Raw genomic sequence first — 11,806 nt, 5'->3', positions numbered from 1 at the left:
CGCAAAGAGTTCGGCTCGCAGCAGGTTGCCCTCGTCCGCGACATGCACGACTGGCGCGCCAACTTCGGCTTCACGCAAGCGCCCAACGGTGCGTTTGCGTTTACGTTCTTTGTATCACTCAAGGCCGAGCCCGACCTGAAGTTCGACTATAACCGCTCCAGCTACCGGCAATCCGGCACGGGCATCCCTTAATGCCACGCACCATCGCTCTCGACGGACGCTCCCTCACGCTGGCCGACGTCCGCGCCGTGGCGGTCGATGGCGTGCGCGTGGCGCTCGCCGACGCTGCGCGCGCGCGCATGCTGGCCACGCGACAGGTGGTCGCCGGTATCGTGGACCGCGACGACGCGGTGTACGGCGTCACGACGGGGTTTGGCAAACTCTCCGAGTTCGCCATTCCGCGCGACAAACTGGCGCAGCTCCAGATCAACTTGGTGCGCAGTCACGCCTCGGGCGTCGGGCCGTCGCTCCCGAAACGGGAAGTGCGCGCTATGATGTTGTTGCGCGCCAATGTCATCGCCAAAGGCTATTCGGGCGCGCGGCCCGATGTGCCAGAGTTGCTCTGTGCGATGCTCAACGCCGACTGCTGGCCGACCATCCCCGAGCAGGGATCGGTCGGCGCCAGCGGCGATCTCGCGCCGCTGGCGCACCTCGCACTCTCCTTGATCGGTGAAGGCGACTTGCATCGCGGCGACCACACGGGAACAGCCGCCGCCATTCTCGCAGAAGCGGGGCTCACGCCGCTCACGCTCGCGCCGAAGGAAGGGATCACCCTCATCAATGGCACGCAGGCGCACACGGCCGTCGCTGCCTTGGCGGTCGCCGACGCACGCACCCTCTGGCACACCGCGCACGTCGCGGGAGCCGCGTCGCTCGAAGCGTTGCTCGGCACGCCCACCGCGTTCGACCCGCGCATCCAGGATGCGCGCGGCCAAGAAGGGCAGGCGGAGTCGGCCGCGCTACTGCGCACGCTCCTCGAAGGCAGCCAGATTCGTGAGTCGCATCGGCACGGCGATCCGCGCGTGCAGGACGCGTATGCGCTGCGGTGTATGCCGCAGGTTCATGGACCGGTGCTCGATGCGATTCGGTTCGCCGAAGGCGTCATTGGGCGCGAAGCGAACGCCGCCACCGACAATCCGCTCGTCTTCGAAAACGGCGATATTCTCAGCGGCGGTAACTTTCACGGACAAGCCGTGGCGATGGCGCTCGATTTTCTCGCTATTGCCATGACAAACCTCGCAACGATGGCCGAACGGCGCATCGATCGCGTCGTGCATCCGGACATGAATCAAGGGTTGCCGCCTTTCCTGGCGCGTGATGCCGGACTCAACTCCGGCTTCATGATGGCACAGGTCACCGCGGCGTCGCTCGCCAGCGAGTGCAAAGTGCTGTCGCATCCGGCGAGCGTCGACACCATTCCCACCGACGGCAACAAGGAAGATTGCGTGCCAATGGCGATGGGCGCCGCGTGGAAGCTCCGCCGCATTATCGGTAATGTGCAGAACATTCTGGCCATCGAACTGATGTGCGCCGTGCAAGGACTCGATTACCGTCGTCCGCTCACGTCGGGCGTGGGCGTCGAGCGCGCGTATGACGTCGTCCGCAAACTAGTGCGTCCGCTTGAGGACGACCGCGTGTTGAGCGGCGATATTCTCGCGATCGCGGGCGCCGTTGCCCGTGGTGACTTCGTTGCGTGATCACGGCCGGCGACGCCGCGGCTCCGTTCCCCTGTTCTAAGAGCGATTGATGACCGCCACCTCCTCGCACACTCCGCGCGTCGTGCGCGCACCGCGCGGCTCCATTATTTCCTGCAAAGGATGGCCGCAGGAAGCCGCGCTGCGCATGCTCATGAACAACCTCGACCCCGAGGTTGCTGAACGCCCCGGCGATCTCGTGGTCTATGGCGGAACCGGCAAGGCCGCGCGGAACTGGGAGTGCTTCGATGCCATCGTCGCCTCACTCCGCGCACTGGAAGACGACGAGACGCTGCTCGTGCAAAGCGGCAAACCCGTCGGCGTGTTCCGTACCCACGTACACGCACCGCGCGTGCTGATCGCGAACAGCAATCTCGTGGGCCGTTGGGCCACTTGGGATCATTTCCGCGAACTTGAGCGCTCCGGCTTGATGATGTACGGCCAGATGACGGCCGGCTCTTGGATTTACATCGGATCGCAGGGCATCGTGCAAGGCACGTATGAAACCTTCGGCGCCGTGGCCCGTGCACACTTCGGTGGTTCGCTGGCGGGTCGGTTCATCCTGACCGCCGGGTTGGGTGGCATGGGCGGCGCGCAGCCGCTGGCCGCCACCATGCAAGGGGCCGCCATACTCGGCGTCGATGTCGATCCCACGCGCATTCAAAAACGCATCGACACCGGCTACTGCGACAAAATGACTGCCTCGCTCGACGAGGCATTGGCGTGGATCCGCGAGGCCACGGACGCGAAGCGTGCATTGAGCGTCGGGCTCGTTGGCAATGCCGCCGAGGTACTTCCGGAGCTGGTGAAACGAGGCGTCACGCCGGACGTTGTCACCGATCAAACCAGCGCACATGACATGCTCACGGGGTACATCCCCGTTGGTATGTCGCTCGCCGAAGCCGCCGCGCTCCGCGCAAGCGATCCTAAGGGCTACGTCGAAAAATCGACGGCGAGTGCCGTGTTGCACGTGCGTGCAATGCGAGAAATGCAGGACGCTGGTGCCATAGCATTTGATTACGGCAATAACATTCGCACGGTCGCAATGGACGCCGGACTCACCGACGCCTTCAAGATTCCAGGCTTCGTGCCGGAATACATCCGTCCTCTCTTCTGCGAAGGGAAGGGACCGTTTCGCTGGGCGGCGCTCAGTGGCGACCCGAAGGATATTGAACGTCTCGACGCGCTCGTGCTGGAGCTGTTTCCCGACGACGCGCATCTGCGGACGTGGATCGAAAAAGCAAAAGAGAAAATCCACTTCCAGGGTCTGCCCGCGCGCATCTGTTGGCTCGGGCAGGGTGACCGTGCCAAGTTCGGCATCGCCATCAACGATCTCGTTGCGAACGGCGAAGTGAGTGCGCCCATCGCGATTGGGCGCGACCATCTCGACACCGGTTCGGTCGCATCGCCCTTCCGCGAAACCGAGGCCATGAAGGACGGCACCGACGCCGTCGCGGATTGGCCGATTCTCAACGCCTTGTTGAATGTGGCCGGCGGCGCCACGTGGGTCAGCTTCCATCACGGCGGCGGCGTGGGAATCGGTAATTCGCTGCATGCGGGGCAGGTGATTGTCGCCGACGGCACTCCCGAAATGCGCGTGCGACTCGAGCGCGTGCTCACGAACGATCCCGGAATCGGCGTCGCGCGACACGCCGACGCCGGCTACGAAATCGCCAAACGGACCGCCAAAGCCAAAGGCATCAACTTGCCGATGGGCTGATGCTTTCTCGGAAGTTCAAGCCGTGGCACATCGTGCCGTTTTCATTCCGGTACGCACGGCTTCGCGTGACGCGTCGGCCTGTGCTCGTGCATTTCGAAGTCACGATGCGCTGCAATGCCCAGTGTGGCTTCTGCGATTACTGGAAAACAGACGCGTCCGAAAAGGCGCGTGAGCTCAAGTCGTTCGCCGACGCCGCGCGCCACTTCAGGCCGATGATGGTCACCTTTACCGGTGGCGAACCGCTGTTACGGCGCGACCTCGAGGACATCGTCGCGGAAGTGGATCGTGCCGTGCCGCGCACGTGGCTGAGTCTCATAACGCATGGCGGTATGCTCTCCATTGAGCGTGCCCAGTCGCTCTGGGACGCGGGGCTCGCGCAGTTTTGCATTTCGCTCGACTATCTCGACGAACGCCACGACGGCGCGCGTCGGATCCCCGGCCTCGCCGCCAAGATCCTCGCCACCGTCCCCCAGATGGTGGCGCGCGGCATGACCGTGCGCTTCAACACCGTCATCAAGAACGACAACCTCGACGACATTCTCCCCATTATCCGCTACGCCGACGCCGCGGGCGCGGGCGTCAATCTGTCGGTCTATACCGACTTCAAGAATGGAAGCACCGCGCATTCGCTTGGTGCCGCGCATCTGGCGCAGCTCGACGCGCTCGTGCGCGACATCCTCGCGTTCAAGCGCGGGCGCCGCGGCGTCGTCAGTAACTCGGATTGGTACCTCCAACAAATCCCGCGCTGGGTCCGTGGCGAACTCAAGGAGCCCTGCCGCTCGGGGGAGACCACCATTCACATCGATCCCGTGGGAATGGTGCGGCGCTGTCCGGACTTTCCATCGGACGATCACTGGAGCACGTACAACGGCTACCAGCCCATCAACTGCGACCGCTGCTACTACGCCTGTCGCGGCGAGGCGCAGGCACCGCTGACCATCTCGCGATTCCAAGATTTGTTTGGTAACCGCTAATCGTCCGTGGGCCTGCTGATGCATGCCAGGCCCTGACCGCGCGCGCTCAGCAACGGTACCCCCGCGTGCGGCGCTCTTCCTCCCGCCACACCCGCCCGTAGATTCTTTTGGCAATGACACGCCTCTACGTAAACGCCAGCCAAGTCGTCACCTGCGCCGGTCCCGCGCGCGCCCGTCGCGGTGCGGAAATGGCCGATGCCGGCATCATTCTCAATGGCGCGGTCGCAACAGAGGGCGAGCAAATTGTAGCGGTCGGCCCGCAGGACGAACTGGAAGCTCGGTATGCGACGGCAGAGCGCGTGGACTGCGCTCGAGGCGTCCTCACCCCGGGCCTCGTCGACTCGCACACGCATGGTATTTTTGGGAAGCCGCGGCACGAAGAGCAGGAACTCCGTGCGAGCGGGCTTGGATACATGGAGATCGCCAAACGCGGAGGCGGCATCCACAGCTCCGTACGTGACCTGCGGCAGCGCCCCGAGGACGAACTCTTCGAACTCGCCAAACCCAGAATCCGCCGCATCCTCGCGCATGGCGTGACCACCCTCGAGCTGAAAAGCGGCTACGGTCTCTCGCTCGAAGACGAACTCAAATCGCTCCGCGTGATTCGACGCCTCCAGGAATCCCTCCCGGTTCGCATCGTCCCGACCTTCCTCGGCGCGCACGAGATCCCGCTGGAATACCGCGCGGCCCCGCGCACCCGGGATGAGTACGTCGCACTCCTCATTCATGAGATGATTCCGCAGGTCGCCGCCGAAGGGCTCGCCCAGTTTGCGGACATCTTCTGCGAGCCGGGCGTTTACACCCTCGACGAGAGCCGCCGGGTGCTGGGTGCGGCCCAGGCGCACGGGCTCGCCCTCAAGCTCCACGCCGACGAACTGGAGCCGAGCGGCGCCGCCGAGCTGGCGGCCGAACTGGGCGCGACCAGCGCTGACCACCTCGCCGCCATCAGTGAGGGCGGCATCAGGGCGCTGGCGGCCTCCCAGACCGTCGCCACCCTCCTCCCAGGGACGATGATGTTCCTCGGACGCTCGCGGCAGGCGCCGGCCCGCGAGTTGATTGCCGCAGGGGCTGCCGTCGCATTAGCCTCGGACTTCAATCCCGGGACGTCGCCCACGGTCAACTTCCCCCTCATGCTCACCCTGGCGGTGAGCCAGCTGCATATGAGCGTCGCTGAGGCGGTGCTCGCTGCCACCGTGAACGGGGCGGCCGCCCTCGGATTGGCCACCAAAACCGGCCAGCTGGCGCCCGGCTTCTCCGCCGATCTCGCGCTCTACGAAATCGAGGACATTCGCGAGTTGCCGTATTGGTACGGCGACCACCGTTGCGTGAGCTCGTGGGTGCGCGGAAACGCTTGTCACAGCTGAGGTTGGGAAGGTAGCTTTCTTTCGGGAAAGTCCGGCTCATCCGGTTATCCCCAGCTCCTGTTTCCGCCCCAGAAATGGCCAACGTCGCCGCACTCAAAAAGAAGGCTGCTGACTTCGAGCAGAAGAAACAACTCGATAAGGCCATCGCGGCTTATCGGGAAGTGCTCGATGCCTACGACGCCGGCGACGATGACAACATCGACGTGGGGCTGTACAATCGCGTCGGTGATATGCTGGTGCGGCAGGGCAACGTTCCCGACGGCGTCCTGCTCTACGAGCGCGCCGTCGATCTGTATTCCGAGGGCGGGTTCTTCAATAACGCCATCGCGCTCTGCAATAAGATTTTGCGCACCTCCCCAGGGCGCGTCTCGGTCTATTACAAGCTCGGAAAAATCAGCGCGGCCAAAGGATTCAAGGCCGATGCCAAGGCGAACTTCCTTGAGTACGCCGACCGCATGCAGAAGGCCGATAAGATGGAAGAGGCCTTTCGCGCGCTCAAAGAATTCGCCGATCTCGTGCCGGATCAGGACGACATCCGGCTCATGCTCGCCGAGCACCTGACGAAGGCGGGCAAGAAAAACGAGGCGTTGGAGCAGTTGCAGCTCCTGCACGCGCGGTACGCGGACGATGGTCGTGTGGCAGAAGCCGAGGCGACGGCCGAGCGCATGAAGGACATCGACCCTGACGCGGTGCCGCGGGGTAGCGAGAATCAGGCGAAGACGAAAGCCGATGACTTGATCTTCATCGATCTCGACGCGCCGCTCCCGCGCCACGCACGCGCGACGCGGGCAGTCGAACTGCCCGCGCCTGTAGCGCCGCCGATTGTTGAGCCACCAACAGAGTCGAGCGCGCCGTCCGGTACACCGCGCGAAATCGTTGCGCCTGCGCTTCCGGCCGCCATCGAAATCGAAACGACCGCGGCGGTAATGGATGAGACACAGGTCGAGCCGACCGTGCCTCTGTTGGGACTCGAACCGACCTCGTTTGCCGAGCCCCCGGCGGTTGAGACCGCACCGCTCGCGCCGAGTGAGTTCGCCGAGATTGATTTTGGAGCCATCAAGGAAGAGCCCACGTCGCCGCGTTTCTCGGCCGGCCTCGCCTTGTCGGGTGAGCTACCGCTGATCGACGTCTCGCACTTCACGCCACCGGCCGGACTGCCGATGGTGGAAGCAGGAGCGCCTACGGCGGACGCTATCGACTTCCTCGACTTGGATGCGCCGACGGCCGCTACACCGACGAACGTGGACACTGTCGAGAGTCCGCCAGCCGCGCCGACCGAAATCCGAGATGACCCGTCCACACCCGCGGACGCGACCGCATTCCAACTCCTCGACGCCGAAGAGCTCGAAGACCCGCCGCGCGTGCGGCGTACGACCTCGCTGTTGGCCAGCGATGTTGGGATGCTCGTGCGCCTCGCCGACGAGCCCGAAAACTGGGGGCTTCGCCGCCGGTATGCGGAAGCATTACTGGATGACGGCGATCGCGACGGCGGACTGCGCGAACTCGAAGCAGCCCTCGCCGGCTTTGAGCGCGACGGCAATCTCGATGCCGCCCGCGAAATCGCCGACGAAATTATTCGCGTCAATCCGGCATCGGTCAAACACCATCAGAAACGCGTCGAGTTCGCGTTCCGCGTGAACGACAAGGGATCACTGGTTGAGGCGTACGTCGCCCTCGGTGATGCGTTGTTGCGCGAAGGGCAGGCCGAGAAGTCACGGATTGTGTACCAGCGCGTGCTCGACATCGCGCCAGACGATGTGCGCGCCCTCGGCGCACTCGAGGCCTTTGGTGCCGAACCGGTGACGCGCCCCTCGGCCGACGAGGGCCAGGTGGCACGCCGCACCACGCGACGCTATACGGCGCAGGTGGACGAGCAGGCCGCGCCCGAAACGGTGCCTGCACCCGCCTCCGTGGACGACGACGATCAGTATATCTCGCTCGGTGACTGGCTCCGAGAGGACGAGGCACCCAAGAATACGCGCATGGTCGTCGACGAGGAGGAGCCATCAGGCGACGAGCAGGCCGACTTTGACGACATGCTCAAAAAGTTCAAGCAGGGCGTCGCCGAGAACGTCGAGGAAGAAGACTACGAGTCGCATTACGATCTGGGCGTCGCCTACAAGGAAATGGGCTTGCTCGACGAAGCCATTTCGGAGTTTCAGAAGGCGCTCCGTGCCACCACCAACCGGGTGCGCACCTTCGAGGCGCTCGGGCAGTGCTTTCTCGAGAAGAAACAGCTCGCCGTGGCCGTCACAATCCTCCAGCGGGCGATCCACGAACAGGGGGTCAGCGACGAGCGGCTGGTAGGCGTACTCTATCTGCTGGGTTACATTCACGAATCCCTCGGCAAGCACGCCGAGGCCAAAACGTTTTACGAGCGAGTCTTCGCCGTCGATATCCAGTTTCGCGATGTCGGGGACCGCCTCAATGCCGTGGACAAGGCCGCTTCGTGACCATTCAATCTCGCCCGCAACTCCCTCTAGCCACCGCGCTCCTGGATATTCAGGGACCAGTCCGCGCGTTGCTCGATCGCGTGCCAGCCGAGATGTGGCGCATCGTGCAAGCCGACTCCGCGATCATTCAGGCGGCAAACGGCCATTTGCAGGGGATGAAGGGGAAGATGATTCGCCCCACGCTCCTGCTCCTGGCGGCTTCACTAGAAGGGCAACCAGAGGAACGCGCGGTGAGCTTGGCCGCCGTGGCCGAACTGGTGCACCTCACCAGTGTCGTCCACGACGACTCTGTGGATCATTCTGTGCTTCGGCGCGGGATGCCCACGCTCAATGCACTGTTCAGCCATGAGATGGCCGTTCTGATGGGCGACTACATCTTTTCGAAGGCCATCGCAGAGCTCGTGCGGCAGGGCGACCTCGAGCCGCTCCGTGCCTTTACGTACGCCTCAAATTCCATGACGCTCGGCGAGCTCGACCAACTCGCCACGTATGACGCGCTCGGTTTTACCGAGAAAGACTATTGGTCGCTGATCCGCGCCAAGACCGCCTCACTGCTGGGCGCGACCTGCGAGATGGGCGCCCTCGCCGGTGCGCCGCGCTATCGCGAGCAGATGCGCACGTATGGCGAGAGCATCGGCATGGCGTTTCAGGTGGCGGACGACCTCATCGACTACACCGAGAGTGAGACCGTTACCGGCAAGCCGTCGGGGAACGATCTTCGCGAACACAAGGTGACGTTGCCGCTCATTGCGGCGCTCCCGCAGATGGTGCCGTCGCAGCGCGCGATTGTGGATGCGCTCTTCGCGAATCCGACCCCCGACGACGGCGAAATCGCCGAAGTCGTCCAGATTGTGACCGATTGCGGCGGGCTCGATTTTGCGCGGCGGAAGGGGGAAGAGTTCGCCGTGCGGGCCGAAGAAAGCCTCGACGGGGTGGCTGATTCTGAGGCCCGTCAGGCGTTGGCGGAAACCATCAACTTCGTCCTCGACCGGCGGTCGTAACAATGGCTACCAAAGGATCGTCCAAGCATAGGCCGGGGTTTCATGCACTCGTGCTAGCCATCGGGTTTATGGTTGGCGGATTATTGCAGGCGGCGGCCCGCCAGTGGCTTCCGTCTGGAGCGGTGAAGGAGTTCTTGACGACCTCCGTAACCCCCTCGATCGGCACCTTTTCGCTGGATCTGGTTATCTTGAAGTTCGGGGTGGGGCCGCTCGCGCTCGACGTCTCGTTGCTGAGTCTCGTCGGGGTCCTCATCGCGTACCTTATTGCGCGTTCGCTGTTCTAGGAGGCGGTTATGTTCGGAATGGGTGTGCAGGAGATGATGCTGCTCCTTCTGGTGGTGCTGCTGCTCTTCGGGGCGAAGCGCATCCCGGAAATCGCCGGCTCCTTCGGCAAGGGGATCAAGGAGTTCAAAAAGAACATGAACGACGTGCAGCGCGAGATTCAGACGCCTGATGCGCCGCGTACGGAAGCGTTGCCGCGCGGCGAAAGCGCCAACGTCCGTGACGAGAGCGTGCCGGCGGTTGAACCCAAGCGTTTGATCTAGCACGTCCGGCGGGGCGCGCCAGCTAGTTCGGCGCGCGCCTCGACCACCGCCAAGAGAGAAGGGGAGCGACCTTGCGGTCGCTCCCCTTCGTGTTCCCCTCGACCTCAGGCGCCGTACCGGCCACCTGAGGGATGATTACGACTGGCGGCGCTGCGCCGACTGAATCTGCTTGCGGCGGTCGTCAATCTTGGCCGCCTTGCGTAGGCTTTCCATGAACATGCGCACCTTCTGCTCGCGCATGCCGCGCACGGTCTGGTCGCGCTGGCTTTCCTTCTGCTTGGCCCACTCATCCTTCGACGAGTCCGTGCGGCGATCCACACGCATCACGTAGACACCGCCGTCGGTGCGCACCGCGCCCGACACGGCACCCACCGGCAACGTGAAGGCCACACCAACTGCTTCGCTGAGGGCGCCGAGCATCGGAGCCACACCGGTGCGCACGAAGGCACCCTGCGTCTCCACCTTCTGCCCGTGCTTCGTCGCCGCTGCTTCCAGCGTGGACGTGGCCGCATCGGCCGACAGGGTCTTGGCGGTGGCCATCAGCTTGTCGATCGACTGCTCACGCGCCACAGCCGTCTTGACGTCGGCCTTCACCGCATCAAAGTCTGCCACGCCACCGGTCACCAGTGAATCAAGGCGGACGAGATAGTACGCGCGTTCGTCATCGAACAAGTCGCTGGACTCGCCGACCTTCGCACCCATGAACGCCCAAGCGCTCGCGCTCGGCACGATCTGGCCGCCAAACGTGGCCGGCGAGCCGTCGCGCACTTCAATCTTCGACACGAGCAAGCCAAGCGCCTTTGCAGCCGCATCGAACTTCGCGGGCTGGTCGGTGCCGCCACCCATCTTCGACAGCGAGTCCGCTCGGCGATCGGTCAGCGTCGCGGCAGTATCGCCCTGTTTGACAGCCTTGAGGATGTGACGCATCTGCGTCGAGTCACCCTTCTTCTTTTCCATCTTGAGCAAGTGATAGCCGAACTGCGTGAGGATCGGCGCGGACAGCTCGCCGGCGGCGAGCTTGGCTGCGGCATCCTCAAACGGCTTTACAAAGCGCCCCTTGGTTCCCATGCCCAAATCGCCGCCGAGCTTGCCCGAGACACTGTCGTCGGACTCGCGCTTGGCCACGTCTTCGAACTTGGCGCCCTTGGCGATCTCAGCACGGAGCGCCTCAATACGTGCGCGCGTCGCGACGGTGTCCGCCGCGGTCGGCGTCCGCGACACGGACACAATGGAGAGGACCGCGCGACCGGCGCGCTCAAACGACTTCTTGTGGGCGTTGTAGTAGCTGCGGGCGTCGGCGTCGGACACTGCCTTGATGGCCTCGTCCGTCACGTTCGGCGTGAGCTTCACGAGACTCACCGCTGCCGAGTCATGGCCGTCCTTGTAGATGCCCCAGAGGCGGGCATCGGACACGTACACATCACCGCCGATCTGCGACAGCAGCTTCTGCTTGGGCAGTTCCGCGCGATAGTAGCCTTCGAGCTGGGCCAGCATCCCCTGTTGACGGGCGGCCGGACTGGCGAGGAAGCGCTGGTACTTGGCCGGGTCGAACTGGCCTTCCGTCTGCAACTGCGGCGACGACCGGAACTGCTCCGGCGGGTTGTATTTGGCTTGATCGACGATCTCTTCATCTGTGACGCGGATGCCACGCTTCTCGTATTCCTGCTGGAAGAGGGCTTCGGTCACGAGTTGTTCGAACGCGCGGTCATCGATCTGGCGGCGCTCGTCGAGCGTCAACGAGTGGCCACCGGACTGTTCCTGCTGCTGGGCCATCTGCGCCGAAGCGTTGGCCCAGGTCAGGTAGGGGATTTCGGTGCCGTTGACTTTCGCGACGATTGTTGACGTCGTTACAGCTGAACGGCCCAGAAGGCCCGAAGTCTCGGCCAGCATGAAGCCACCAATAAAGGCGACAGCCATGATGATCCAGATGTACTTCGCGGCGCTCCGCATTTGATGCAGCACGGGGCGGTACTCCCTTGCAAAAAGCGTTGGTTGTCAGACAGTCGACAGAACCCGTAAAAATACCGGGCGGACATAGCTAAAATCAAGTGGATT

Annotated in this window: 10 protein-coding genes; 9 read left to right on the top strand and 1 reads right to left on the bottom strand. The window is 63.8% G+C overall.

Features of this window, described 5'->3' with window-relative positions:
- From NTZ43_06840 to NTZ43_06800, 9 genes are all read left to right on the top strand, one after another.
- Nucleotides 1-192: hypothetical protein (locus NTZ43_06840; protein ID MCX5766922.1), on the top strand; the 192-nt coding region annotated here is incomplete at its 5' end.
- Nucleotides 192-1,697 (top strand): histidine ammonia-lyase, encoded by a 1,506-nt coding sequence (gene hutH / locus NTZ43_06835; GenBank protein ID MCX5766921.1) that lies wholly within the window; start codon nt 192-194, stop codon nt 1,695-1,697. The genes NTZ43_06840 and hutH, both read left to right, overlap by 1 nt.
- A 49-nt stretch (nt 1,698-1,746) precedes the next feature.
- Nucleotides 1,747-3,414 carry a urocanate hydratase gene (gene hutU / locus NTZ43_06830; GenBank protein ID MCX5766920.1) on the top strand — a complete coding sequence of 556 codons (1,668 nt, stop codon included), beginning with the start codon at nt 1,747-1,749 and terminating at the stop codon, nt 3,412-3,414.
- Nucleotides 3,414-4,388, top strand: a complete 975-nt coding sequence (locus tag NTZ43_06825; protein MCX5766919.1) for a radical SAM protein — start codon at nt 3,414-3,416, stop codon at nt 4,386-4,388. The genes hutU and NTZ43_06825 overlap by 1 nt, the downstream gene beginning before the upstream one ends.
- A 113-nt stretch (nt 4,389-4,501) precedes the next feature.
- Nucleotides 4,502-5,752, top strand: coding sequence for an imidazolonepropionase (gene hutI / locus NTZ43_06820; GenBank protein MCX5766918.1), 1,251 nt, complete (start codon nt 4,502-4,504; stop codon nt 5,750-5,752).
- A gap of 74 nt (nt 5,753-5,826) precedes the next feature.
- Nucleotides 5,827-8,205 carry a tetratricopeptide repeat protein gene (locus tag NTZ43_06815; GenBank protein ID MCX5766917.1) on the top strand — a complete coding sequence of 793 codons (2,379 nt, stop codon included), beginning with the start codon at nt 5,827-5,829 and terminating at the stop codon, nt 8,203-8,205.
- On the top strand, nt 8,202-9,206 hold the full coding sequence (locus tag NTZ43_06810; GenBank protein MCX5766916.1) for a polyprenyl synthetase family protein: 1,005 nt from the start codon (nt 8,202-8,204) through the stop codon (nt 9,204-9,206). The genes NTZ43_06815 and NTZ43_06810 overlap by 4 nt, the downstream gene beginning before the upstream one ends.
- A 2-nt stretch (nt 9,207-9,208) precedes the next feature.
- Entirely contained in the window at nt 9,209-9,490 is a 282-nt protein-coding gene (locus NTZ43_06805) for a DUF4321 domain-containing protein (GenBank protein ID MCX5766915.1), read from the top strand.
- A gap of 9 nt (nt 9,491-9,499) precedes the next feature.
- The gene (locus NTZ43_06800; protein MCX5766914.1) at nt 9,500-9,751 is read left to right on the top strand and encodes a twin-arginine translocase TatA/TatE family subunit; all 252 of its coding nucleotides are present in this window, start codon (nt 9,500-9,502) and stop codon (nt 9,749-9,751) included.
- A gap of 135 nt (nt 9,752-9,886) precedes the next feature.
- On the opposite strand, the gene NTZ43_06795 is transcribed toward NTZ43_06800, so the two are convergent.
- Complete coding sequence (locus tag NTZ43_06795; GenBank protein MCX5766913.1) at nt 9,887-11,713, bottom strand: peptidyl-prolyl cis-trans isomerase; 1,827 nt, start codon at nt 11,711-11,713, stop codon at nt 9,887-9,889.
- Nucleotides 11,714-11,806 lie beyond the last annotated feature (93 nt).

The sequence above is a fragment of the Gemmatimonadota bacterium genome, assembly GCA_026387915.1.
In the GTDB taxonomy this organism is placed as follows: Bacteria; Gemmatimonadota; Gemmatimonadetes; order Gemmatimonadales; family Gemmatimonadaceae; genus Fen-1231.
Note: the sequence above shows the minus strand (reverse complement) of the source record. Positions and strands in the feature narration are given on the sequence as shown.

What these genes read in the sequence shown, in the direction of transcription:
- hutH (MCX5766921.1), top strand. Translation starts at nt 192, where the DNA reads ATGCCACGCACCATCGCTCTCGACGGACGCTCCCTCACGCTGGCCGAC.
- hutU (MCX5766920.1), top strand. Translation starts at nt 1,747, where the DNA reads ATGACCGCCACCTCCTCGCACACTCCGCGCGTCGTGCGCGCACCGCGC.
- NTZ43_06825 (MCX5766919.1), top strand. Translation starts at nt 3,414, where the DNA reads ATGCTTTCTCGGAAGTTCAAGCCGTGGCACATCGTGCCGTTTTCATTC.
- hutI (MCX5766918.1), top strand. Translation starts at nt 4,502, where the DNA reads ATGACACGCCTCTACGTAAACGCCAGCCAAGTCGTCACCTGCGCCGGT.
- NTZ43_06815 (MCX5766917.1), top strand. Translation starts at nt 5,827, where the DNA reads ATGGCCAACGTCGCCGCACTCAAAAAGAAGGCTGCTGACTTCGAGCAG.
- NTZ43_06805 (MCX5766915.1), top strand. Translation starts at nt 9,209, where the DNA reads ATGGCTACCAAAGGATCGTCCAAGCATAGGCCGGGGTTTCATGCACTC.
- NTZ43_06800 (MCX5766914.1), top strand. Translation starts at nt 9,500, where the DNA reads ATGTTCGGAATGGGTGTGCAGGAGATGATGCTGCTCCTTCTGGTGGTG.